This is a genomic window from Labrys sp. KB_33_2, assembly GCF_052114505.1.
GTDB lineage: Bacteria > Pseudomonadota > Alphaproteobacteria > Rhizobiales > Labraceae > Labrys.
Genome location: NZ_JBFREW010000001.1, coordinates 649,234 through 671,932, shown reverse-complemented (window position 1 = coordinate 671,932; position 22,699 = coordinate 649,234). Strand labels below are relative to the sequence as shown.

22 protein-coding genes are annotated in these 22,699 nt (G+C 64.3%); 16 read left to right on the top strand and 6 right to left on the bottom strand.

All coding sequences use genetic code 11. The features are described from left to right. The first annotated feature begins 50 nt into the window (after positions 1-50). Positions 51-641, top strand: a complete 591-nt coding sequence (locus AB4037_RS03210; RefSeq protein WP_441770501.1) for a hypothetical protein — start codon at positions 51-53, stop codon at positions 639-641. On the opposite strand, the gene AB4037_RS03205 is transcribed toward AB4037_RS03210, so the two are convergent. Both AB4037_RS03205 and AB4037_RS03200 read right to left on the bottom strand, forming a co-directional pair. Beyond that, positions 638-1,426, bottom strand: coding sequence for an SDR family oxidoreductase (locus tag AB4037_RS03205; protein ID WP_441770500.1), 789 nt, complete (start codon positions 1,424-1,426; stop codon positions 638-640). The two genes, AB4037_RS03210 and AB4037_RS03205, sit on opposite strands and share 4 nt — an antisense overlap. 32 nt (positions 1,427-1,458) lie before the next feature. After that, entirely contained in the window at positions 1,459-1,917 is a 459-nt protein-coding gene (locus AB4037_RS03200) for a RidA family protein (RefSeq protein WP_441770499.1), read from the bottom strand. Positions 1,918-2,009: 92 nt separating this feature from the next. Between AB4037_RS03200 and AB4037_RS03195 the strand changes: the two genes are divergently transcribed. Next, positions 2,010-2,861 carry a LysR family transcriptional regulator gene (locus AB4037_RS03195; protein WP_441770498.1) on the top strand — a complete coding sequence of 284 codons (852 nt, stop codon included), beginning with the start codon at positions 2,010-2,012 and terminating at the stop codon, positions 2,859-2,861. A gap of 32 nt (positions 2,862-2,893) precedes the next feature. On the opposite strand, the gene AB4037_RS03190 is transcribed toward AB4037_RS03195, so the two are convergent. Beyond that, positions 2,894-3,916, bottom strand: a complete 1,023-nt coding sequence (locus tag AB4037_RS03190; protein WP_441770497.1) for a helix-turn-helix transcriptional regulator — start codon at positions 3,914-3,916, stop codon at positions 2,894-2,896. 314 nt (positions 3,917-4,230) lie between these two features. On the opposite strand from AB4037_RS03190, the gene AB4037_RS03185 reads away from it, so the two are divergent. From AB4037_RS03185 to AB4037_RS03165, 5 genes are read left to right on the top strand one after another with little or no spacing between them, the layout of a single operon-like run. After that, a complete protein-coding gene (locus AB4037_RS03185) occupies positions 4,231-6,417 on the top strand; it encodes a TonB-dependent siderophore receptor (protein ID WP_441770496.1) in 2,187 nt (728 codons plus the stop codon). Continuing rightward, positions 6,411-7,616 (top strand): ABC transporter substrate-binding protein, encoded by a 1,206-nt coding sequence (locus AB4037_RS03180; RefSeq protein ID WP_441770495.1) that lies wholly within the window; start codon positions 6,411-6,413, stop codon positions 7,614-7,616. Before AB4037_RS03185 ends, AB4037_RS03180 begins: the two co-directional genes overlap by 7 nt. Then, a complete protein-coding gene (locus tag AB4037_RS03175; RefSeq protein WP_441770494.1) occupies positions 7,613-8,683 on the top strand; it encodes a FecCD family ABC transporter permease in 1,071 nt (356 codons plus the stop codon). Before AB4037_RS03180 ends, AB4037_RS03175 begins: the two co-directional genes overlap by 4 nt. Further along, positions 8,680-9,522, top strand: a complete 843-nt coding sequence (locus AB4037_RS03170; protein ID WP_441770493.1) for an ABC transporter ATP-binding protein — start codon at positions 8,680-8,682, stop codon at positions 9,520-9,522. Before AB4037_RS03175 ends, AB4037_RS03170 begins: the two co-directional genes overlap by 4 nt. Then, entirely contained in the window at positions 9,519-10,595 is a 1,077-nt protein-coding gene (locus AB4037_RS03165; RefSeq protein WP_441770492.1) for a DUF2218 domain-containing protein, read from the top strand. Before AB4037_RS03170 ends, AB4037_RS03165 begins: the two co-directional genes overlap by 4 nt. Before the next feature lie 31 nt (positions 10,596-10,626). Here the strand turns inward: AB4037_RS03165 and AB4037_RS03160 are convergent, their stop codons facing one another. After that, positions 10,627-11,055, bottom strand: a complete 429-nt coding sequence (locus AB4037_RS03160; RefSeq protein ID WP_441770491.1) for a MerR family transcriptional regulator — start codon at positions 11,053-11,055, stop codon at positions 10,627-10,629. Between the two features lie 80 nt (positions 11,056-11,135). Between AB4037_RS03160 and AB4037_RS03155 the strand changes: the two genes are divergently transcribed. The 4 genes from AB4037_RS03155 (at position 11,136) to AB4037_RS03140 (ending at position 15,111) form a co-directional block, all read left to right on the top strand. Then, positions 11,136-13,460 carry a heavy metal translocating P-type ATPase gene (locus AB4037_RS03155; RefSeq protein ID WP_441770490.1) on the top strand — a complete coding sequence of 775 codons (2,325 nt, stop codon included), beginning with the start codon at positions 11,136-11,138 and terminating at the stop codon, positions 13,458-13,460. A gap of 218 nt (positions 13,461-13,678) precedes the next feature. Further along, positions 13,679-14,029 carry an ArsR/SmtB family transcription factor gene (locus AB4037_RS03150; protein ID WP_434957465.1) on the top strand — a complete coding sequence of 117 codons (351 nt, stop codon included), beginning with the start codon at positions 13,679-13,681 and terminating at the stop codon, positions 14,027-14,029. After that, positions 14,022-14,498, top strand: a complete 477-nt coding sequence (locus tag AB4037_RS03145) for an SRPBCC family protein (protein WP_441770489.1) — start codon at positions 14,022-14,024, stop codon at positions 14,496-14,498. The genes AB4037_RS03150 and AB4037_RS03145 overlap by 8 nt, the downstream gene beginning before the upstream one ends. A 25-nt stretch (positions 14,499-14,523) precedes the next feature. Continuing rightward, entirely contained in the window at positions 14,524-15,111 is a 588-nt protein-coding gene (locus tag AB4037_RS03140) for a dihydrofolate reductase family protein (RefSeq protein ID WP_441770488.1), read from the top strand. Positions 15,112-15,120: 9 nt separating this feature from the next. On the opposite strand, the gene AB4037_RS03135 is transcribed toward AB4037_RS03140, so the two are convergent. After that, positions 15,121-16,011, bottom strand: a complete 891-nt coding sequence (locus tag AB4037_RS03135; RefSeq protein WP_434957468.1) for a LysR family transcriptional regulator — start codon at positions 16,009-16,011, stop codon at positions 15,121-15,123. A gap of 94 nt (positions 16,012-16,105) precedes the next feature. Here AB4037_RS03135 and AB4037_RS03130 point away from each other — a divergent pair, with 94 nt between their 5' ends. Beyond that, entirely contained in the window at positions 16,106-17,104 is a 999-nt protein-coding gene (locus AB4037_RS03130; RefSeq protein ID WP_441770487.1) for an aldo/keto reductase, read from the top strand. Between the two features lie 677 nt (positions 17,105-17,781). Here AB4037_RS03130 and AB4037_RS03125 read toward each other — a convergent pair. After that, positions 17,782-18,675 carry a branched-chain amino acid aminotransferase gene (locus AB4037_RS03125; protein WP_441770486.1) on the bottom strand — a complete coding sequence of 298 codons (894 nt, stop codon included), beginning with the start codon at positions 18,673-18,675 and terminating at the stop codon, positions 17,782-17,784. A 579-nt stretch (positions 18,676-19,254) separates the two neighbouring features. Here AB4037_RS03125 and AB4037_RS03120 point away from each other — a divergent pair. The 4 genes from AB4037_RS03120 to AB4037_RS03105 all read left to right on the top strand — a co-directional run bounded on the left by AB4037_RS03120 (position 19,255) and on the right by AB4037_RS03105 (position 22,674). After that, positions 19,255-19,806 carry a MarR family winged helix-turn-helix transcriptional regulator gene (locus AB4037_RS03120; protein ID WP_434957471.1) on the top strand — a complete coding sequence of 184 codons (552 nt, stop codon included), beginning with the start codon at positions 19,255-19,257 and terminating at the stop codon, positions 19,804-19,806. Further along, entirely contained in the window at positions 19,803-20,516 is a 714-nt protein-coding gene (locus AB4037_RS03115) for a response regulator (protein ID WP_434957472.1), read from the top strand. Before AB4037_RS03120 ends, AB4037_RS03115 begins: the two co-directional genes overlap by 4 nt. A gap of 53 nt (positions 20,517-20,569) precedes the next feature. Further along, entirely contained in the window at positions 20,570-21,964 is a 1,395-nt protein-coding gene (locus AB4037_RS03110) for an ATP-binding protein (protein WP_434959678.1), read from the top strand. Positions 21,965-22,107: 143 nt separating this feature from the next. Next, on the top strand, positions 22,108-22,674 hold the full coding sequence (locus tag AB4037_RS03105) for a hypothetical protein (RefSeq protein WP_441770485.1): 567 nt from the start codon (positions 22,108-22,110) through the stop codon (positions 22,672-22,674). Positions 22,675-22,699 lie beyond the last annotated feature (25 nt).

The window sequence follows — 22,699 nt, the reverse complement described above, 5'->3', positions numbered from 1 at the left end:
TTCCGAAATCGTTTGCTTGCCCCAGGCCTCACCCTTAGCTTGATGACGCAATGGAACAGGTCGTCTGTTCTTGCATCCTGGGGGTTCACTTGATTCGTCTTCTTGGTACCTTTCTGATTTGTCTTGCACTGGGCGCCTGCGCGGGAACGTCGGGGCGCACGTCATTTTCGCCAGCTTCCGACCCAGGCCTGGCCTCACAGGGTTGGGTAGAGGCGCGATCCTACGGAGGGCTTGTCCCGGCCGGGGCGCGCATCAAAAAATTACTGGTCTGCGTCAAGCCGCAATGCGGAGGCCTCGGTTTCTTGGTGGTCGGCACCGCGGCAACGCCAGCCAACAGTGCCGTGGGCGTTCGCGCAATATTGGCCAATCCGAAGTTGACCGACGCAAAACTACGCCAGGCTCTCCAGCTTCTCATGGAGGGGTCACCGACGCTCGCTCCCTATAACGGCCATCTCGTCGACGCGCGCAAATCGGGGGATTCGGTGATCATGACTTTCTCCTTCAGCAAGAACGTACCTAATGCCGGCCTCACGCAAGGCCTGGTGCGCGCAAACGTCACCGCGTCGCAGATGAATATCGTGGCGGCCGGCGGCCCCACGTTTGCCAAAGCTCGGGACAGGTTGAGGTTAGGCGGGAACTAAAGAATCGCCCTCGCCAGGCCGCCGTCGATCGGAATGGCCGTGCCGGTGACATAGGAAGCCAGATCACTGGCCAGGAAAGCGGCAACCGCGCCGAATTCGTCGGGCGTACCGTAGCGCCCGATCGGAACCTCGGCCTGGCTTTCCGCTGCGATCGTCTCGGCCGTGACGCCGCGCGCCTCGGCATCGAGACGATCGAGCACTTTGGTGCGTTCGGTGTCGAGCCGGCCGGCAAGCAGAAGGTTGACGGTGATGCCGTCGGCCGCAACCTCGCTGGCCAGGCTCTTTGCCCATCCGGCCACCGCCGCCCGCAGGGCATTCGATGCCGCGAGCCCTTTGATCGGCTCGCGCACGCTTGTGGATGACACCACGAGGAGCCGCCCCCAGCGCCGGGAGCGCATGCCAGGCAGGACATGGGCGGCGATGCGCAGCCCTGTCATGAAGATGGCGTCAAACTGCCGATGCCATCGGGCCGCGTCGGTATCGCAGGCGCCATAGGGCGGCGGCCCGCCGCCATTGAGCAACAGAATGTCGACACCGCCCCATTCACGATCGACCTGTTCGAGCATTTGCGTCACTTGCAGGGGATCGTCGAGGTCGGCCCGAATCCCGAACGAGGCCGGCGAAAAACGGTGAAGGTCCTCGAGCGTCCCCTTGAGCGCCTGATCGTCACGGCCGACCGCGGCAACCGCCGCGCCTTCTTCCGCCAGGCGCGCGGCGACACCACGACCAAGGCCCTTATTGCCGCCCAGGATCAAGGCGCGTTTTCCATCTATGCCGAGATTCATTCCATTTTCCAATATCTTATGAATAATCTTGCCTATCGGACATGCACGATGGCATCGACCTCGACGGCTACGCCGAGGGGAAGCGACGCCATCCCCAGCGCGGAGCGGGCATGCTCGCCTCGTGATCCGAGGATCTTGAGAAACAGTTCGGAGGCGCCATTGCCCACCTGCGAGATTTGGCTGAATCCCGGCGCCGCATTGACATAGACCGCGACCTTGGCGATGCGAACGACCCGGTCGAGATCCCCCTGCAACGCCGCGTCGAGCCAGAACAGCACGTTGGCGGCGCATAATTCGGCGGCCTTGCGGGCCTCGTCGAGGCTCACATCCTCGCCGACCTTGCCGATCGCGACAACTTCCTCCCCCCGCTCCGGGATCTGGCCGGAAATGTAGACGATGTCGCCGACACGCACGCAAGGCGCAAATGGCAGGTCGGCGCGGGCGACCAGCGGCAGTGCGAGACCGAGTTCGTGAAACCGTTTGGCGAGCATGATGGCCACCTGCAATTCAGCGGGAGCAGACTTGCCAGATCCGGTAATTAAAAAGTATTCTTATAATGATTATGTCAATATCAGGATAATTTATGACCAGGGATCTGGATCCCCATCTCTTGCGTGCCCTGCTTGCGGCCGCCGAAACCGGGACGATCAGCGCGGCAGCCGAGCGGCTGTCGCGGACGCAGGCGGCGGTCAGCATGCAATTGCAGCGGCTCGAAAGCGATCTCGGTGCCAGACTGCTCGACAGAACCTCGCGCGGCGTCTCGCTGACGCAGGCCGGCGAGACACTGGCGGCCTATGCCAGGCGCCTGCTCGCCCTGACCAGCGATGCCCGGCGGCAGATCGAGGGCCAGCAATTGGCCGGCAGGATCAGGCTGGGACTGGTCGAGGATCTCGCGCTGACGCAACTGCCGCTGCTGCTGGCCGATTTCCGCCAGCAGCACCCCCGGATCGAGCTCGACCTGATGACGGCCCACAGCCCCGACCTCGACCTCGCGGTGCGGGACGGTCGCTGCGATATCGTCATCGCCGACCCCTCCCGTTTCGGGTCGTCACCGCATTTCCACTGGTCGCGCCGGCTGGTCTGGGGTGGCAGCCGCCTGATCGACCTGCCCGTCGACGAGCCGGTACCGCTGGTTGCCTTCGAGGAATCCTGCACCTGGCAGGATCGGACGGCCGTCGCCTTCGCCGAGGCCGGCATCGCCTGGACGATCGCCTGCCACGTCACCACCTTCGCGGCGCTGGTCGGGGCACTGAGGGCCGGTCTCGGCATCAGCCTGATGCTGCCGCAAACGCTCCCGGCCGATTGCGAGACCCTCGCGCCGCGATATCGCCTGCCACCGCCGCCGGCTGCCTATTTCGGCCTGTTCCTGGCGCAAGAACCGAGCAATCCCACACAGCAGCTCGCCTCATTTCTGCGCGCCAAGCTGATCGCCTGACACCAGGCGGGTTCATGGATGGTCCGGTGGCCTCAATGGGCCCGTCGCGCGCCCAGCACCTCGCGGGGAGTGATACCAAACTGGCGACGGAAAGCGGTGGCGAAATTGGCCGGGCTGGCATAGCCCGCCAGCTCGCTGGCCTCCTGCACACTCTTCTCGCCCGACAGCAGGGCGGCATGGGCATGTTCCAACCGAATGCGCCGCACATAGTCGAAGACACTATGGCCCTCCCCCAACCGGAACAGCCGTTGCAGGCCGCTGGCGCAGACCCCCGCCTCCCGGGCGATCGCCTCGATGCTGAGCGACTCGGCCAGATGGGCTTCGATCAGATCCTTGGCGCGCCGCAGGCGGACCAGATCCTGACGAGCCAAAGCACCGCTGGCGGGCTTGCCGCGATCCGTCCGCGTCGCCGCAGCGATGGTCTCCGCTACGATCTCCACGGCGCGCCCCTCCAGATAGAGATTGCGCAGTTCCGGCGCGAAGGCCGTCGGCGTCATGACCTGCCGCACCAGCTCGGCCAGGCGCGGTGTCAACATCCAGCGATGCTCGCCCAGATGATCCTTGAGCAGCCCGGCCACGACCCCATCGCCATGCACCGCTTCAAGACCTTCGATCTGCAACCATTCCGGCGAGGCGGACACGACCAGATGGCGGACATGCTGGCGTTCCCGCGAGATCCTGCGGAAGATCTCGGGCGTGGTACTCATGATGGCAACGCCTTCCATCGCCCCGCGCGGCCCGCCCCGAAACTCAAAATGACGGTCGCCGATCCCAAGCCCCACCTTGCCGTCCACGAAGAAGATGCAGGACAGGCCCGGCTGCAGGTGCGAGGTGACCGTAAAGGCGTGCTCTTCGACCACATCGCCGCCATGCAGGAACAGGCCCGGGCGCAATTCCCGGTGCATAAACTCGCCTTCCATCAGGATATCATCCATCGACAGGCGGCTGTCGGGGCTATCGAGGGCAACCCGGTCCCTTTCGAGGAAATCGCGCACGCGAATGGCCTTGAGCTCGCCGCCGGTAGCCTGCCCGCGCTGGCTTGACACTGTGCTCATCGGCAAAGCCTTCCGTCTACGTCCGGCATCTCTCCACCCCAGAGTCAGGGCTTGGGACGCCGCGATCATCCGTCACCAAAGATTTCATCGGCGCGCAAAGATCTAAGATCGTCGCGCAAAGACCTTAACATTGCCAAGTACGAAACAATGCCATAGCCGATAATTAAACTCACCTAGTAAGTCAATTCCCTGGGCCTCGCATGTTTTTGAATAGATCAAAACTAGAATACAATCGCAGCGTTACCAGTGGATCGTTACGAAATTCAAAATTTAGAATGAATCTAGACTGCGCAGAATTTGTGTTGCGATTGCGTATGGTTGCAAACGTCTCCGGGCTGACGCTCACCATCGTCCTTCTCCATGGCGTGTCCGCGCCCGCCGCCCTGGCGCAGCAGAATGGCACGGCGACGTCGCAACCGATCGAGCTCGATCCGGTCGTCGTCCAGGCGACAGGTGGCCCGAGCGGTGAGCGGAGCGTGGTGGCCAAGCGCAACAAGAGCGCGTCCAAGACCGATACGCCCCTGATCGAAACACCACAGGCGGTCAGCGTCGTCACGCGCGGACAGATGGATGCGCAGGGTGCCAATACGGTTGCCGAGGCACTGCGCTACACGCCGGGCGTGATGTCGGACCCGAACGGCAACGATATCCGCTATGATTGGCTCTACATCCGCGGCTTCAACACCTACGCCACAACCTGGCTCGACGGGCTCGTGCTGCCCGGCGATCCCAGCGCCTACGCCAATCCCGCCATCAACCCCTATACGCTTGATCGGGTCGAGGTGATCAAGGGCCCGGCCTCGGTGCTCTATGGGCGCACGGTGCCGGGCGGCTTCATCAACCAGGTCAGCAAGCGCCCGCTCACCACCGCCCGCCGCGAAATGTCGCTGCAATCCAGCGCTTTCGGCGGCATCCAGGGCGCCTTCGACTTCACCGGCCCCCTCAGCGACGACGGCGCCTGGTCTTATCGGCTGATCGGCTTGGCCAAGAACCTCAACACCCAGATCGACCATGAGCGCGACCGGCAGTTCCTGATCGCGCCGAGCCTGAGCTGGCGCCCCGACGAGAACACCACGCTGACGCTTTACGGCTACTATCAGAATGATCGGCCGGTCTTCAATCCGCGCTTCTATCCGGCCGTGGGCACGCTGCTGCGCAATCCCAAGGGCCAGATCCCGCGCGACATCTTCCTTGGAGAGCCGGATTGGGGCCACTTCCACCGCGACTATTTCCATCTGGGCTACGAGTTCGAGCACCGTTTCAACGACACCTGGACGGTGCGCCAGAACCTGCGCTACGGCCGCTCCGACCAGAGCATGAAACTGGTGCTGGTGAACCCCGCCTTTGCCTGGCAGTCCGACGGACGTACCCTCGACCGCGTCACTGCCATGTCGCAGGACACGCTATCGGCCTTCACGGTCGACACCCAGATCGAGGCCAAATTTGCCACCGGCCGCTTCGATCACACGGTGCTGGCGGGCCTCGACTATATGCATGGCATCTCGTCGACCAATTTCGGCAATAGCGGCCCGACACGGCCGATCGACATCCTCGATCCCGTCTATGGCAATGGCCCGTTCCCACTGGCCCCGCTTCAGCGCTCCGGCCTGCAGACACAGAACCAAGTCGGCGCCTACATCCAGGACCAGGTCCGCTATGACCGCTGGGTCGCAACGCTCGGCCTGCGCTACGACATCTCCCAGATTGATACGAAAGACCGCATGCCCGGAGGTAAGGCACCTGTTACCACCAAGGACAGGCAATTGAGCGGGCGCGCAGGGCTAACCTACCTGTTCGATAATGGGCTGGCACCCTATGCGAGCTACTCGACCTCCTTCCTGCCGTTGCTTGGTTCCAGCCTTGACAAGGCGCCATTCAAGGCACTGACGGCAGAGCAGTACGAAGTCGGTTTGAAATATGAACCGCCTGGCGGCGGGGCCATGGTGAGCGTGTCAGCCTTCCAGCTCACGACCGATAATGCCCTGACACCAGACTCGCGCGATATTCGTTTCTCCGTTCAGAGTGGCCGACAGCGCGTTCGCGGCATCGAACTGGAAGGGAAATACGATTTCTCGCCCCAGTTCCAGGTGATGGCCTCCTACGCCTATTCGGCCTCCAAGGTGCTATCTTCTACCAATGCGGTGGAGCGTGGCCGGGAAATGCTGCGGCTGCCCGAGCACCAGGCCAGCCTGTGGGCTCTCTATCGCCCCGGCATTGTGCCCGGCCTGTCCCTGAGCGCTGGCATGCGCGCAACCTCCTCCTACCAGACCGACGCCAAATATCTCCCGCAACTGCGCATTCCCGGCCGGGCGCTGGTCGATCTCGGTGCCGAATATGATCTCGGCACTCTGGGCAAGAACCTGCAGGGCGCCACTTTCCGGGTCAATGTCACCAATCTGTTCGATAAGACCTATGTCTCGCACTGCCTCAACATCACCGGCGGCAGCTGCAATTACGGTGCGGCACGCGCCATCACCGCGAATCTGAAATACACATGGTGATGATCGCAGAGCTCTACCGCACCGAACCGCAGGCCGCAGTCACCGGAATGGTGGCTCGCGTGCGTATGACCCTCCTCTTGCTCGGCAGCCTCATCCTGGCTGCCATGAGCCTGGTATCGGTGGCCCAAGCCGAGATCCGGCTGACGGACGCCGCCGGCCGCGAGGTTCGCCTGCAACAGCCGGCCAGGCGCATCGTCACCAATGACAGCCTCGTCCTGCTGTCGCTGGCCCTCGTCGATCCGCAGCCAATCTCCAAGCTGGCCGGCTGGGCCGCGCCGCAGCGTTTCGATCGCGGCCTCTACGATGCCTTTCGCCGCCGTTTCCCCGAGATCGACAACATTGCCGTGGTCGGCGCAGTTTCGCCCGCCAACAGCTCGGTCGAGGCGATCCTCGGCGCGCAGCCCGATCTTTTCGTCGTCAGCATCTGGCAGCCCGATTGGGACGCGATCGCGGCCAAGCTCGAAGCCGCGGGCGTGCCGGTAATCTTTCTCGACTCGCCCCGCAACAGCAGGCGAGCCGGCGAGGCAACCATCGCCTCGATCCGCCTGCTTGGCAGGGCCATCGGCCAGGATACCCGTGCCGAAGCCTTTGCGGCCTTCCTGAAGGCTCGCTACGACGCCATCGCACAGCGACTTCGAGGCGAGAAGACGAAGCCCCGGGGCACCTGGCCTCAGGTCCTCGTCGATGCCCATGCCGGCCTGCAATGCTGCTCCACCCCCGGTGCGGACAATCCCATCACGCATGACCTGGCCTTTGCCGGCGGCCGCGTACTCGGCGCGGACATCGTTCCCGGCTATGATGGCCAGCTCAGCCCCGAATATGTCCTGGCCGCCGATCCAAAAGTCTATGTCGGCACCGGCGGCTCGCATCTGGCCAAGCGCGGCGGCCTCGTTCTCGGCGCCGGCATCGAGCCGGAAACAGCCCGCACCTCCCTGCGCGCCGTGGTCCAGCGCAATCTCCTCGGCGAACTCAGCGCCGTGCGTGAAGGCCGCGCCTATGGCCTGTCGCACCAGGTCGCCATTTCGGCCCTGAACATCCTGGCGGTCGAATGCCTGGCGAAATGGACGCATCCGGAGCTGTTCGCCGATCTCGACCCGGCGCAGACCCTGGCCGAGATCAACCGGAGCTTCCTGGCAGCCCCGATCGAGGGAACCTTCTGGATCGATGCGAGACCTGTGACGGGTCCGTCGGCGCCATGAGCCCCGTCCCTTCCACCGATGGCTCCGGCCGCACCGCCCTCACCGACTATCGCGCGAGCCAGCGCCGCCGCCTGCTCCTGGTCCTTACACTGATCGCACTCGGGCTCGCCGCCTTCTCGATCGACCTCGTCGTCGGCCCGTCCAGTGTCGGCCTGCACAACACGTTGGCGGCTCTGTTCGGCACGGACGAAGTGGCCCGCCCCATCCAGGTTATCGTCTGGCAGGTCCGCCTGCCGACGAGCGTGATGGCGTTGCTGGTCGGCGCCGCCCTTGCCTTGGCGGGTGCGGAAATGCAGACGGTGCTCGGAAATCCCCTCGCCGAACCGTTCACGCTCGGCGTGTCCTACAGCGCCGCTCTCGGCGCGGCGGTGGCGATCGTGCTGGGCCTGTCGCTGCCCGGGTTACCGGCGGGCTGGATGGTTTCGGCCAATGCCTTCTTGTTCGCCGTCCTCTCGCTGGGGGCGATCCACGTGCTCGCCCGCTGGCGCGGCGCCAGTCCGCAGACCCTGATCCTGTTTGGCATCGCGATCGGCCTGTCGGCCGAAGCCCTGCTGTCGCTGCTGCAATTCATGGCCTCGACCGATGCCCTGCAGCAGCTCGTCTTCTGGCGCATGGGCAGCCTGGTGCGCGCGGATGCCGGCTCCACCCTGATCCTGGCCGTCGTGCTCGCCGTCAGCATTCCCTTCTCGCTGGCGGCTTCCTCGCGCTTCACGCTGCTGCGCCTGGGGGAGGAACGCGCCCGCAGCCTCGGCGTCGACATTGCCAGGTTGCGGCTGGGATCGCTGCTGCGCGTCGGCCTGCTCTCGGCCACCGCGGTGGCCTTCGTCGGCGTGATCGGCTTCGTCGGCCTGGTCGGCCCGCATATCGCGCGGCTGCTGGTCGGCGAGGACCATCGCTTCCTGCTGCCCGCCAGCATGGCTGTGGGAGCGCTGGTCATGCTGGTCGCTTCCATCGTCACCAAGCTGATCATACCTGGCTTGCTGCTGCCCGTCGGCGTGGTGACAGCGCTGATCGGCCTGCCCGTGTTCTTCACCCTGGTGCTGCGAACGCTGGGGAAAGGCCGATGAAAGCGGATCATACCCCCACACTCGTCGTGCGCGGGCTTCATGCCGGCTATGGCGGGCATGACATCATCGCCGATCTCACTTTGCCCCCCCTGCAGCCGGGGCGGCTGGTGGCGCTGGTCGGCCCCAACAGTGCCGGCAAGTCGACCCTGCTGCACGCCATGGCTCATCTCATTCGCATGCGCGGTGAGGTCGCGCTGGGCGAGCGCGACCTCACCCGCATCAGCCCCGCCGCACGGGCGAGGCTGGTCGGCTTCATGCCGCAGGCCCTGCCGCTCGACGTCTCCCTCAGCGTGCTGGAAACGGTGATCGCGACCCTACGGGTCGCCCAGGCGGGCGAAGGCGCAGGCTCGCATGCCGAGCAGGCGCTGGATGTCCTCACCCGTCTCGGCGTGCCCTATCTCGCCTCCCTGCCGCTCGACCGGCTCTCCGGCGGACAGAAGCAGGTGGCCAGCCTGGCGCAAGCCATCGCCTGCGCACCGCCCGTGCTGCTGCTCGACGAACCCACGAGCGCACTCGATTTGTCGCGGCAATATTTCATCATGCGCAGCATCAAGGACTATGCCGCGGGTGGGCGCATCGTGGTGGCCGTGCTGCACGATCTCGCCTTGGCCGCGCAATGGGCCGACGACCTCATCGTCATGCGCCAGGGCAAGCTCCATGGCGCCGGACCGCCTGACGAAATCCTCACCCCGCGCATGCTGGCCGATGTCTACGACGTCGAGGCTCGGGTGGAGCACTGTTCGCAGGGACGGCTACAAATCATGGTCGACGGTGTGGTCGAGCGGAGCAACCGCTCAGGCATCCCCCCGACCCATCAACACCAGAAGGCAAACCCATGAAGCGTTTTGTCGCCCAGGCCCGCATCGAATTGCCTGACCCCGAAGCGGTGATCGGGCCGCTCTGCGAGCATTTCATCGAACATGGTGCGGCGGTCGAGCAGCGCGAGGGCGCCCATATCCTTCGTTTCCGCGGCGCCCAGGCCCGCTTTTCGAAGACCGGCCCAGCCACACTGGTCGACACCGAGGCGGAGAGTCTCGAGGAACTCTACTTCATCCGTCAGGCCGTAGCCTCGCATATCCTGGAATTTGCCCAGGGCCGCCGGCCCGCCATCGCCTGGACTGGGGATGGCACGGAGATCTCACGTCCTCCCAACTTCCAGATCTTCCGGGTGATCGGAGTAAAGGATGTGACGCCTCGGATGCGCCGTATCACCTTTTCCGCCAGTGACGTCTCGCGCTATCAGTCTATGGAGGCACTGCATCTCAACATCCTCGCCCAGCACCCCGACCTGTCCGAGGCGCAATGGCCGAGCGTCGGTCCGGACGGGCTGATCCATTGGCCCGATCCCGATCGCAAACCCAGCCTGCGCAAATATACCGTGCGCTCGCTCGACGTTGCGGCGGGTACGCTCGATATCGATTTCGTGCGCCATGCCGATGCTGGCCCGGGCTCCATCCTGGCGGAAAGCGTGAAGCCGGGCGAGGAGGTCGGCGTTCTCGGCCCGGGCGGCGGCGGCCTGGCAGAGGCCGACTGGTATCTGTTCGTGGGTGACGAAACCGCGCTTCCGGCAATCGGACGCATGCTGGAGCGCCTGCCCGCAAGCGCGCGCGGCAAGGCCCTCATCGAGGTCGCCGACGAAAGCGAGATACAGCAGCTCGATTTTGCAGCGGCCATCGAGATCGAATGGTTGTTCCGCAACGGCGCGCCGGCCGGCACCACGAATCTACTGGTCGATGCGGTCAGCCGCACCGCTCTCCCCGGCGACGGTTCCCGCCTCTATGCCTGGGTGGGCTGCGAATACCAGGCTTTCCGCACTTTGCGCGCCCAGCTTCTGGGCGAGCGCGGCCTGCGCCAGCACAAGCATCTCATCGTCGCCTATTGGCGCAGGGGGCATGACGAGATCGCTCATTGAGAAAGCGCTGCGGCGCCGGGACGCGCCGCGCTCAGTGATGCACATGCAGGCATTTGTCGTGATCGGCCAGGATCTCGATCACGCGGCATTCGTCGACGCGGCCGTGGCGGCAGCCTTCCGCCATGCGCTGCAGCTCCACCTTCAACGCCTGCAGGCTGGCAATGCGCTGCTCCACCTCGATGAGGCGAGCCTGGGCGATGGCATCGGCCGCCGCGCAGGACTGGCCGGGATTGTCCTGCAGATCGAGCAGGGTTCGGATCGCATCGACCTCGAAGCCGAGTTCCCGCGCATGGCGGATGAAAGCGAGCCGGCGCACATCGGCTGCCTCGTAGAGACGCCGGTTGCCATCGGTGCGCGGCGGCGCCGGCAGCAGGCCGACCTGCTCGTAGTAACGGATGGTCGGCACCTTGACGCCGCTACGTTTGGCCGCCTCGCCGATCGCCACGCCTGAAAGCTTCATTTTCCGCTTGCTCCTCTAGCCACTAGAGGATGTAGTCCCCTTTGCAGAAGATACAACCCATTCGAAATGCGAGACTCGAAATGGCAATCGCTGCAAGCCAGACCCGTTACCGCGTGGAGGGCATGGACTGTGCCTCCTGCGCCAGCAAGATCGACAAGGCCGTACGCGGCGTCACCGGCGTGGAGGACGTCTCGGTTTCGGTGACGGCCGGCACCATGACGGTCAAGCATGGCGACGGCCAGGATCTCGGCGTCGTCGAGGACAGGGTCCGCCGCCTCGGCTACAAGGTCTCGCCCCTGAGTGCCTCGACGCCGGCGGCCGTGGGAGCGAAGCCCGCTCACGATCATAAGCATGATCACGATCACGGCGCCTGCTCTGGTCACGACCATGATCATGCGGGGCACGATCACGGTGACCACGACCATGACGATCATGCCGGACACGATCACGCTGGACACGACCACAGCAAGCACGATCACGGCGCCCAGGGCGAGGCCCCGACCCTCGCCGGCCTGCATGGTCATGATCATGCCCCCTCCTCCGGCCCGTGGTGGCGCTCCAGCAAGGGCGTGCTCACCATCGCCGCCGGCATCGCGCTGGTAGCGGCCTATGGCATCGGACACCTCTTCCCTTCGATCGCGGTCTGGTCTTTCGAGATCGCCATGCTGGTCGGTCTCATTCCGATCGCACGGCGCGCCTTCGTCGCGGCTCGCTATGGCATGCCCTTCACCATCGAGATGCTGATGACCATCGCCGCAGTGGGCGCGGTGATCATCGGGGCGGCCGAGGAAGGCGCCGCCGTGGTCTTCCTGTTCCTGGTCGGCGAATTGCTGGAGGGCGTCGCCGCCGGCAAGGCACGCGCGAGCATCCAGTCTCTCGCCAGCCTGGTGCCGAAGACCGCTCTTCTCGAAGAAGAAGGACGCACCAAGGAGGTTCCGGCCGAAACCCTCGCCGTTGGCGCCGTGATCCTGGTGCGGCCGGGCGACCGCATTCCCGCCGACGGCGTCATCGTCTCGGGCGAGAGCTCCATCGACGAAGCACCGGTCACCGGCGAGAGCACACCCAAGCGCAAGGAGACCGCCGACACCGTCTTCGCCGGCACCGTCAATGGCGACGGGGCGCTGCGCATCCGCGTGACGGCGACCGCCGCCGACAACACCATCGCCCGGGTGGTCAAGCTGGTCGAGGAAGCCCAGGAAAGCAAGGCGCCGACCGAGCGCTTCATCGATCGGTTCTCGCGCTACTACACGCCGGGCGTGGTGGTGGTGGCCGCCCTGGTGGCGATCCTGCCTCCCCTCATCGGCGGCGCTTCCTGGAACGAATGGATCTACAAGGGCCTGGCGATCCTCTTGATTGGCTGCCCCTGCGCCCTCGTCATCTCCACGCCGGCGGCGATCGCCGCCTCGCTGTCGGCCGGCGCGCGCCGCGGCCTGTTGATGAAGGGCGGCGCCGTGCTCGAAACCGTCGGCAAGATCACCGCCGCCGCCTTCGACAAGACGGGCACGCTCACCGAGGGCAAGCCCAAGGTGACCGACATCGTGCCGCTCGGCCGCCAGGAAGCCGAGGTGCTGCGGCTGGCCGCGGCCCTTGAAGCCGGTTCCAGCCACCCGCTCGCCACCGCGATCCTGGCCAAGGCCGCCGAACAGAACATCCTCACGTCCGTTGCCACGAACTCCAAGGCGCTCGGTGGCAAGGGCGTGACCGGCAGCATCGACGGCCTCGCGCTCTTCCTCGGCTCGCCCAAGGCCGCGGCGAGTGAAACGGCACTCTCCGCCGAAATCACCGCGCGCATAGAGGCCCTCAACCAGGAAGGCAAGACCGTCTCGGTGCTCCTGGCCGGCGGCACGCCGGCCGGCCTCATCGCCATGCGCGACGAGCCACGCGAGGATGCCATCGCCGGCTTGTCGGCCCTGCGTGCTGCCGGCGTGCGCACTCTCATGCTCACCGGCGACAATGCCCGCACCGCCCAGGCCATCGGCGGCAAACTCGGGTTGGAAGTGCATGCCGAATTGCTGCCGCAGGACAAGCAGCGCATCGTCAACGAACTCAAGGCGCAGGGACTGACCGTGGCCAAGATCGGCGACGGCATCAATGATGCGCCGGCGCTGGCGGCGGCCGATATCGGCATCGCCATGGGCGGCGGCACCGACGTCGCCCTGGAGACGGCCGACGCCGCCGTCCTGCATGGGCGCGTCAGCGACGTGGCCAGCATGGTCACGCTGTCGCGGCGGACCATGACGAACATCCATCAGAACATCACGATGGCGCTCGGATTGAAGGCGGTGTTCCTGGTCACCACCATCGCCGGCATCACCGGCCTGTGGCCGGCCATCCTCGCCGATACCGGCGCGACCGTGCTGGTCACCCTGAATGCACTGCGGCTCTTGCGGGTGAAGGCCGGCTGAGGCGATCCAGCCCCTTCTTTCTAGGCCGCGTATCACCCCTCATCCCCCTGCGGGTGTCGTCAACTCTCTTGAGTTGACTAGAGATCCCGGCAGGGGGTGAGGGGTCGCGCGCCCTAACCAGGACCCGCCCTTTCAAACACAGAACAAATCAACCTTGACGCCTCGTCCCTAGATATCGTATATAGCCATTAGGTTAATTAACCATATGGCTATATACGATGCCCGATCATCTCAGCGACACCTTCTCGGCCCTCGCCGATCCGACCCGCCGGGCCATCCTGGCCCGGCTGGCCCGGGGCGAGGCAACCGTCATGCAATTGTCGGAGCCCTTCACGCTGACGCAGCCCGCCATCTCCAAGCATCTCAAGGTCCTGGAGAAGGCCGGCCTCATCAGCCGCGGCCGTACGGCGCAATGGCGCCCGTGCCGGCTGGAGGCCGAGCCGCTGCGGCAAGCCTTCGACTGGGTCCAGCATTATCGCCGCTTCTGGGACGAGAGCTTCGACCGTCTCGACGACTATCTCGCCGAACTCCAGGCCCGCGGAAACAACAAGGACGACAAACATGACTAGCCACACCCAGGCTGCCCCGGCGGCCGGCGAGCACGAACTCGTCATCACCCGCCTGTTCAAGGCGCCGCGCGAACTGGTGTTCAGGGCCTGGACGGACCCACAGCACCTCGCCCGCTGGCCCGGGCCGAAGGGCTTCAGCGCCACCGCCGACCAGTTCGACTGCAATCCCGGGGGCTTCTACCGCACCTGCCTGCATGCGCCTGATGGCACGGATCATTGGGTTCGCGGCACCTATCTGGAGGTGGAGCCGCCTGCCCGCCTCGTCTTCACCCATGCCTGGGAAGGCGACGACGGCAATCCCGGCCCCGAGACCATCGTCACCGTCACCTTCAAGGATGAGAACGGCGAGACCTTGATGCGCTTTCACCAGGCCATTTTCACCTCCCTCGCCTCGCGGGACGGCCATGGTGAGGGCTGGAACCAGAGCTTCGACAGGCTCGAAGCCTATCTCGCCGAGGTGTCGCCCTGAAATTCTCCCACAGCGAGGCCAGGCCATGCGCAAGCTCAAGCTGGAAATGCAGATCTCCGCCGATGGCTTCAGTTCGAGCCAGGATGGCATCAATGACTGGATGGTGTGGAACTGGGCACCGGATTGGGGCTGGGATGAGGAATTGCGCCGCTACCACCACGATCTCAACTTTTCCTCTGACTGTATCTTGCTCAGCCGCGTGATGGCAGAGGAAGGCTTTCACCAGCATTGGCAGACGGTTGCGGAGGATTCCGCCAGCCTCCAGTCAAGTTTCGCCAAGGCGATCGGCGACATGCGCAAGGTCGTGTTCAGCCGCACGCTGACGGAGACGCGCTGGGCCAATACCGAAATCGCCAGGTCAGGCCTCTCCGAGGAGGTCACCCGCCTCAAGCAGGAGCCCGGCAAGGACATCATCGTCTATGGCGGCCCCATCCTGGTGTCGTCCCTGGCGGAGGCCGGGCTGATCGACGAGTTCCATTTCATCGTCAATCCGGCTCTGCTCGGCAGCGGCAAGGCAGTTCTCGGCGAGCTTCGCAAAACGACCCGGCTCAGGCTCATCGACGCCCGCCCCTTCCCCTGCGGCGTGGCCGTGCTGCATTACGCCAAACTGTAACGGCTTCGGTTAGGCCTGTGTCTTCAGGAAATCGACAAAGGCACGCAAGGCCGGGCGCATCAGGCGCCGGCTCGGGTAATAGAGGAAGAGCCCCGGAAAGGCTGGGCACCAATCCTCCATGAGGCGCACGAGCTTGCCTTGCACGAGCGCCTCGGCAACAAGCCCCTCGATCAGCAGTGCCAGCCCCTGACCGGCAAGGGCGGCATCGAGCATCAGCGCATCGTCGTTGACGATCAGGCTGCCCGTCACGGCCAGTTCGATCGCCTTGCCGTCCCGTTCGAGTTCCCAGCGATAGAGGGAGCCATCGGTGAAGCGACGCTGGATGCAATCGTGATCGTGGAGATCGGCGGGCAGCTCCGGCCTAGGACGACCGTTCAGATAGCTGGGCGCCCCGACGATGGCAAAGCGCAGCGGACCCCCGAGCGGCACGGCGATCATGTCCTGATGCAGGCTTTCACCGAATCGGACGCCGGCGTCGACCCCCGACGCCACGATATCGGTGAAGGCATCCTGCGCCAGGATTTCCACGGTCACTGCCGGATATCGGCGCATGAACCGCAATGCCAGCGGCAGTAGCACGGACTGCACGGCCGCGCGTGGTGCACTGAAACGCAGCATGCCGGCGATATCGGCCTGCGAGGCGCTCGCCTGATCGAGCGCCTCCTCGATCGAGGCAAGCGCTGGCTGCAACTGGATCAACAGCCGCTCCCCTGCGACGGTCGGGGCGACGCTACGCGTCGTGCGAGTCAGCAGCCTCACGCCGAGACTTTCCTCGAGGCCCGTGATCGCCTGGCTGACGGCGGAGACCGACATGCCAAGTTTGCGGGCAGCGGCACGAAAGCTGCATTGATCGGCCACGGCCGCGAGAATGACGAGGGCAGGCAAGTCGGCTCGCTTCATTGTTAAGCCATATAGAACAAGCCGTTCATAAAAGCATGGATTATCGAACATTGTATTTGGGTACATGGTCCCCGCCACCACGGAGGATCGTCCCATGAAGACACGCAAGCTCGGTTCAAACCTCAACGTTTCCACCATCGGCCTCGGCTGCATGGGGATGAGCTTTGCCTATGGCGGCCAAGCCGAGGCGGATGCCATCCGCACGCTGCATCGCGCCGTGGATCTTGGCATCACCCTTTTCGATACCGCGGAGGTCTATGGGCCCTTCACCAACGAAGAGCTCGTCGGCAAGGCGTTGAAGGACGTAAGGAACAAGGTGGTCATCGCCACCAAATTCGGTTTCCGCATTGCGCCGGAAGGCCAGGATCGGGACCGCATCATCGGCGTGGACAGCCGTCCCGAACATGTGCGCGCCGTCGCCGAGGCCTCTCTTCGTCGCCTGGGCATCGAGGCCATCGACCTCTTCTACCAGCATCGCGTCGACCCCGCCGTGCCGATCGAGGATACGGTCGGTGCCATGGCGGATCTGGTGAGAGAGGGCAAGGTCAAGGCCCTCGGCCTGTCGGAGGCCGGCGCGACGACCATCCGACGCGCCCATGCCGTCCATCCCATTGCCGCCGTCCAGACGGAATACTCGCTCTGGAGCCGCGATGTCGAGGCGGATGTTCTGCCGGTCTGCCGGGAACTCGGCATCGCCTTCGTGCCCTACAGCCCGCTGGGCCGCGGCTTGCTGACCGGCGCGATTCGGGATCACAGCACGCTCGCCGCCGACGACTGGCGTAAATCCCTGCCCCGCTTCCAGGAAGACAACATGGAGGCGAATCAGCGCCTGTTGGCCGAATTTTCCCTTATCGCCGACGGCAAGGGGGTAACCCCGGCTCAACTCGCCCTGGCGTGGATACTGCACCAGGGGGACTTCATCGTGCCGATCCCAGGTGCACGGCGGTTGCCTCACCTGGAGGACAATGCGGCCGCCGCCGGGATTGCCCTCAGCGGAGCAGACCTTGCCGCCATCGATGCGGCCATGCCGCTGGCCAACGTCCGCGGCGAACGCTACATGCCGGAAGCCATGGCGCTGGTCGACGCCTCGTAAAGCGGCGGAAGGCGTTCAGTCGGATTTGCCGGTCAGGTGGCGCGGCGCAAGGCTGCGGATGGCCTGGCCGGCAACTCCATCGGGCTAGGCCGGTGCGAACAGATGGAGCGGTATCTCCCGCAGGCCCTGGGAATATGCGTCAGGCTCTCAGCATCGCCGCAAGATGCTTGATACGCGCAGGCTCGCCCCCGCGCCGGCGCCGGACTTTTCCACACTGCCCCGGACGATCAGGCAGGCCCGCTGCCGCCAGGCGCGACGGATCGCGGCCGCATCGGCGGGCCTTGCCTGCAGCCTGGGCAACGACCCTCGATAGAGCGGGTGCGGCGAATCGGTAGCGTCCACTGATCTGATTGCCATCTCGCCCCAGGGACATGGTGCCCGAATGCACATGATCTGAAGCGGCGCCAGACGCAATATTTGCGAGCGGTCCCGTGCAATGCCGACAGCCGGCGCGAAAGCGCCAGCGAATGCCAGTGCCGTGACAGCCCCTAGGGTCAGATGCCGAAATGCCCGCATCGCTCGCGCTCCCATCCTGGCCGCAACCTCATCTATTCCAGCACGGCGGCGAGGCTGTCGCTGTTGCCACCGCAACAGGTTTCGTTCCTTACGGCACCATAGACGCAAAAGGCAGGCCTGTGGGCCTGCCTCCCTGCTTCGTCTCGCTGATCTCAGCCCGGTCAGGCCGCGGCCGACTGGCTCTCCGGACGCACGGCCTGATTAAAATCCTCGATCAGCGTGCGGGTGATGGTGCCGGGCGTATAGCGATGCTCGAGGATCTCTGAGACCGGCGTGATCTCGGCGGCCGTACCGGTGAGGAAGCACTCGCTGAAGCTGCCGAGCTCGTCCGGCATGATGCGCCGTTCGATCACTTCCAGGCCGCGAGCCTTGGCGAGATCGATCGCCGTGCGGCGGGTGATGCCATCCAGGAAGCAGTCGGCGATCGGCGTGTGGATTTTGCCGTCCTGGATGAAGAAGACATTGGCGCCGGTGCATTCGGCCACGCGGCCCTGCCAGTCATACATCAGGGCATCGGCATAGCCGCGACGCTCCGCGCGATGCTTGGAGATGGTGCAGATCATGTAAAGGCCGGCGGCCTTCGACAGCGAGGGCGCGGTCTGCGGGTCGGGCCGACGATATTCGGCCACGTCGAGGCGGATGCCCTTCATCTTGGTCGCCATGTCGAACATGCTCGGCCATTCCCACACCGCAATCGCGGTATGGATGGTGGCATGCTGGGCGGCCACGGCCATCATTTCCGAGCCACGCCAGGCGACCGGCCTGACATAGGCGTCCTTCAGGCCGTTCTTGTCGAGCACGGCCTGCTTGGCGGCATCGAGTTCCTCGACAGAATAAGGAATGGCGAAGTCGAGAATCTCGGCCGAACGGCGGAAACGCGCCGAATGTTCGGAGGACTTGAAGATCTTGCCGCCATAGGACCGCTCGCCCTCGAAGACGGCGCCGCCATAATGCAACCCATGCGACAGAACATGAAGCTTGGCATCGCCCCAGGCCAGCATCTGGCCATCAAACCAGATAAAGCCATCGCGTTGATCGAAGGGCAACATCGACATGACAAATCCTCCAGCGCCTCGCGCTTCCTAGAGCAAAGCGCGTTTTGTCGAAAACGCCTGTTTGCTCTCACTCTCAGTTCGACGCGTCTTTGCGATTTGAAACGCTTCCGTCAAATCACAAAACGCTTTGGAGCAAAGCGCGTTTTGTCGAAAACGCTTGTTTGCTCTCACTCTCAGTTCGACGCGTCTTTGCGATTTTGGACAACTCCATCAAATCGCAAAACGCTTTGGAGCAAAGCGCGTTCATGTCCGAGCGCTCGTTTGCTCCAACTCCTTGCCTCGAGGTATCCTTGCAATTGTCGGCAACTCCGCCGGATCGCAAAACACCTTGATGACCGCAATGTTATAGCCATTGGCGGGCAGTTGCGGAAACTGTTCCGTTCGCCGCGAGCATCTTTTTCCGCTCGGGACGTGGCTGGATAAGAACAACCGTCGCTTTTGCGTCGGGGGCCAAATCCCCTTATGTTTCGTACCGGAAACGGCACCGCACTTCACGCGTTGAGGTCTCCACCCGCCCTTGCGGAACATCCTTTCGCCGTGAGCCCCGTTTGCGTAATGATCTGACGAAAATATGTCAATATGACTGACGTAAATTTCTCGTTCTCGCCTACCCCCGCCCCTCGCTCGGAAACCGAGCGGGGCGAGCCTCCGCTTTATGAGCTGATCGAACTTTTCTTCTTCGCCTATCGGGATTTCGTCGCGGATCCCGATCATGCCCTCGAAGCCTATGGCTTTGGGCGGGCCCACCACCGCGTGCTGCATTTCGTCGACCGCAATCCGGATCTTACTGTCGCCGAATTGCTGGATATTCTGAAGATCACCAAGCAGTCGCTGGCCCGCGTGCTGAAAGACCTGGTCGACCAGGGTTTCATCCTGCAGCGAGAAGGCCGGGAGGACCGGCGCCAACGCTTGCTGACCACCACGGTGAAAGGCAAGCAACTGGCCGTCGAGCTGGCAACGACTCAATCCCAACGCATCGCGCGGGCGCTCTCCGAAGCCGGCCTGACCGGTCCCGAACTGGCGCAACGCTTCCTGTTCGCCATGGTCGATCCGGACGGGCGGGCGGAAGTCGCTCGGCTCATCCACGGCAATGTCACCAGAGGTGACAAGATTCGGGGCGAAAAGAAATGAACAAGGTTGCCGTCCTTCCCGACGACGCCCCCCATATCCTGCTGGTCGATGACGACAGCCGCATCCGTACGCTGCTCTCGCGCTATCTCGGCGAGCATGGCTATCGCGTAACCACGGCCGAGCATGCCGCCAGCGCCCGCCAGCGCATTGAGGCGTTCACCTTCGACCTGATGATCGTCGATGTGATGATGCCGGGAGAGAACGGCTTCGATCTGACCCGCTGGATCCGCGGCAGTTCCAGCGTGCCGATCCTGATGCTGACGGCGCGCGGCGATCCGGACGATCGCATCAAGGGCCTGGAGATCGGCGCCGACGACTATCTGCCCAAGCCATTCGAGCCGCGCGAGTTGTTGCTGCGCCTCAACAACATCCTGAAACGGGCGGTTGCTCCGCCACCGGCGGAACCGGCGAGCGACATCGTCACCTTTGGCGACTTCACCTTTCATGTCTCGCGCGGCGAACTCCAGCAGGGCGGCGAGACAGTCCGCATCACCGAACGCGAGCGCGACATGCTGCGCCTGCTGGTCGAAGTTCCGCGCGAGACGGTCGATCGGCTTGCACTCGCCGGCCCCGCCGCCGACATCGCCAATGAACGCACGGTCGACGTGCAGGTGAATCGGCTGCGGCGCAAGATCGAGAGGGATCCGGGCAATCCCGTCTATCTGCAGACGGTACGCGGCACCGGATACCGCCTGATGGTCGACATGTGATGGAGCCTCGTCTGCCGGCCCTTCAATTTGCCGGGGCCCTGCTCCGCAAATGCCTGTCCGGGGTCTCCGAGGCCGCACGCATTGCCTGGCCCAGGGTGCGTGAACTCTCTGCTGGTCCCGGGCGCGTGCTTTCGGCGCTGGGCGACCGCATGCCCAAGGGCCTTTATGCCCGCTCGCTGCTGATCATCATCACGCCGATGGTGCTGCTGCAGGCCATTGTCACCTATATGTTCATGGAAAAATATTGGCAGGGCGTGACGGCGCGGCTGTCGGCCGCCACCACCAAGGACATCGCGGCGATCGTCGAGCTCTACCAGCAAATGCCCCATGACAAGAACACGACAGACCTGCTCCAACTGGTGGCCCAAAAGCAGCTCGCACTCGGTATCGAGTTTCGTCCACTCGAGGATTTGCCGCCACGCGGCGCCCGCCCCTTTTTCGACATTCTCGACCAGGCGCTGTCGGACGAGATCCGCATGCGCATCGGCCTGCCTTTCTGGATCGATACGGTCGGCCGCTCGGACTTCGTCGAGATCCGCGTCAAGCTCGACGATGCCGTGCTGCGTGTCTTTGCCCGTCGCAGCCAGACCTTCGCCTCCAACTCCTATATCTATCTGCTCTGGATGCTCGGCTCTTCGCTGATCCTGATCACGGTGGCGATCCTGTTCCTGCGCAACCAGATTCGGCCGATCCAGCAGCTCGCCAATGCCGCGCAGGATTTCGGCAAGGGGCGCGATGTCCAGAATTTCCGTCCGCGCGGTGCGCGTGAGGTGCGCCAGGCGGCCAGTGCCTTCATCGAAATGCGCCGGCGTGTCGAGCGCGCCTTCGAACAGCGCACCGCCATGCTCAACGGCGTCTCGCATGACATGCGCACCATCCTCACCCGCTTCAAACTCTCGCTGGCCCTGCTCGACGAAAGCAGTCCCGAATATGAGGACCTGCAGAAAGACGTCGACGAGATGAGCCGCATGCTGGAGGCCTATCTCGCCTTCGCGCGCGGCGATGCGGCCGAGCAAGCCGAAGCCACCGACATCGCCGCCCTGTTGGAGGAATTGCGCGCCAATGCCATGCGCCAGGGCCAGGACGCACGGGTCAGCTTCCAGGGCGATCCCATCGTGGTGGTGCGTCCGGACGCATTCCGGCGCTGCCTGACCAATCTGGTGTCCAATGCCCAGCGTTTTGCCAGGACCATCCTCATCACCGGCGTGCGCGAGCAGCGCTATCTCATCGTTACCGTCGATGACGACGGGCCCGGCGTTCCCGAAGAAAGCCGTGAGGACGTGTTCAAGCCTTTCTTCCGGCTGGACGAGGCCCGCAACCAGGATCATGGCGGCACCGGCCTCGGCCTCGCCATTGCGCGCGACATCGCGCGCTTCCATGGCGGCGACATCACCCTTGCCACCAGCCAGTTGGGCGGCCTGAGGGCGATTGTGCGCATTCCAGTCTGATGCCAAGAGGCGTCGGGGATGACTTTTGGTTCCTTCTCATGATTTGGAATCGAAAATCATCAGGTGTTCAAGGTACGGAGGCGTCAGCATCTTGGTGACTTGGTAAGACACCATCTCGACCCGCCAGGACTATGCCAAGCCTCATGCCCAATGACATCGCGCCCGATCCCGTCAACATCGTAGTGATCACCGGTCCCGCGGGGATCGGCAAGTCGACGCTGACCTGGGAAGTCGGGAGGCAACTGGCGGCAGCCGGCATTGCCCATGCCATCGTGGAGACGGACGAACTCGACAGGGTGTATCCGCGCCCAAGCCGAGCGGACCTGGAGCGCCTGCGTCCGGGCACGCTCGATATCAGCACGCTCAATCTGGCGGCGATCTGGGCGACCTATCGCGCTCTCGGCCATCGGCGCCTGATCATGTCGGGCGTGATGCTGCATCTCGACTTCGCCCGGCGCTGGATCCTTGCCGCCATTCCCGATGCGCGCATCACCGTCGTGCGCCTGCAGGCCAACGGAACCACGCTGACCGAGCGCCTCATTCAGCGCGAAATCGGATCAGGACTGGACGACCAGCTCGAGCGCACGCTGGCACAGGCACAGCGCATGGCAGGAGAGGCGGACAACGGAGCGATAAGGCTGGAGACGGACGACCGCTCACCCGAGGAACTCGCCCGCCTGCTGCTGGCAGAGCTGGGCTGGGTTCGATGACGGCCAGAGGCCGACACGAAGAGGG

Excerpts from the sequence above, each read along its gene's own strand:
- AB4037_RS03140 (WP_441770488.1), top strand. The coding sequence starts at position 14,524 with ATGCGCAAGCTCAAGCTGGAAATGCAGATCTCCGCCGATGGCTTCAGT.
- AB4037_RS03195 (WP_441770498.1), top strand. The coding sequence starts at position 2,010 with ATGACCAGGGATCTGGATCCCCATCTCTTGCGTGCCCTGCTTGCGGCC.
- AB4037_RS03150 (WP_434957465.1), top strand. The coding sequence starts at position 13,679 with ATGCCCGATCATCTCAGCGACACCTTCTCGGCCCTCGCCGATCCGACC.
- AB4037_RS03105 (WP_441770485.1), top strand. The coding sequence starts at position 22,108 with ATGCCCAATGACATCGCGCCCGATCCCGTCAACATCGTAGTGATCACC.
- AB4037_RS03200 (WP_441770499.1), bottom strand. The coding sequence starts at position 1,917 with ATGCTCGCCAAACGGTTTCACGAACTCGGTCTCGCACTGCCGCTGGTC.
- AB4037_RS03205 (WP_441770500.1), bottom strand. The coding sequence starts at position 1,426 with ATGAATCTCGGCATAGATGGAAAACGCGCCTTGATCCTGGGCGGCAAT.
- AB4037_RS03185 (WP_441770496.1), top strand. The coding sequence starts at position 4,231 with ATGGTTGCAAACGTCTCCGGGCTGACGCTCACCATCGTCCTTCTCCAT.
- AB4037_RS03190 (WP_441770497.1), bottom strand. The coding sequence starts at position 3,916 with ATGAGCACAGTGTCAAGCCAGCGCGGGCAGGCTACCGGCGGCGAGCTC.
- AB4037_RS03165 (WP_441770492.1), top strand. The coding sequence starts at position 9,519 with ATGAAGCGTTTTGTCGCCCAGGCCCGCATCGAATTGCCTGACCCCGAA.
- AB4037_RS03135 (WP_434957468.1), bottom strand. The coding sequence starts at position 16,011 with ATGAAGCGAGCCGACTTGCCTGCCCTCGTCATTCTCGCGGCCGTGGCC.
- AB4037_RS03130 (WP_441770487.1), top strand. The coding sequence starts at position 16,106 with ATGAAGACACGCAAGCTCGGTTCAAACCTCAACGTTTCCACCATCGGC.
- AB4037_RS03210 (WP_441770501.1), top strand. The coding sequence starts at position 51 with ATGGAACAGGTCGTCTGTTCTTGCATCCTGGGGGTTCACTTGATTCGT.
- AB4037_RS03160 (WP_441770491.1), bottom strand. The coding sequence starts at position 11,055 with ATGAAGCTTTCAGGCGTGGCGATCGGCGAGGCGGCCAAACGTAGCGGC.
- AB4037_RS03170 (WP_441770493.1), top strand. The coding sequence starts at position 8,680 with ATGAAAGCGGATCATACCCCCACACTCGTCGTGCGCGGGCTTCATGCC.
- AB4037_RS03175 (WP_441770494.1), top strand. The coding sequence starts at position 7,613 with ATGAGCCCCGTCCCTTCCACCGATGGCTCCGGCCGCACCGCCCTCACC.
- AB4037_RS03120 (WP_434957471.1), top strand. The coding sequence starts at position 19,255 with ATGACTGACGTAAATTTCTCGTTCTCGCCTACCCCCGCCCCTCGCTCG.
- AB4037_RS03115 (WP_434957472.1), top strand. The coding sequence starts at position 19,803 with ATGAACAAGGTTGCCGTCCTTCCCGACGACGCCCCCCATATCCTGCTG.
- AB4037_RS03145 (WP_441770489.1), top strand. The coding sequence starts at position 14,022 with ATGACTAGCCACACCCAGGCTGCCCCGGCGGCCGGCGAGCACGAACTC.
- AB4037_RS03155 (WP_441770490.1), top strand. The coding sequence starts at position 11,136 with ATGGCAATCGCTGCAAGCCAGACCCGTTACCGCGTGGAGGGCATGGAC.
- AB4037_RS03180 (WP_441770495.1), top strand. The coding sequence starts at position 6,411 with ATGGTGATGATCGCAGAGCTCTACCGCACCGAACCGCAGGCCGCAGTC.
- AB4037_RS03125 (WP_441770486.1), bottom strand. The coding sequence starts at position 18,675 with ATGTCGATGTTGCCCTTCGATCAACGCGATGGCTTTATCTGGTTTGAT.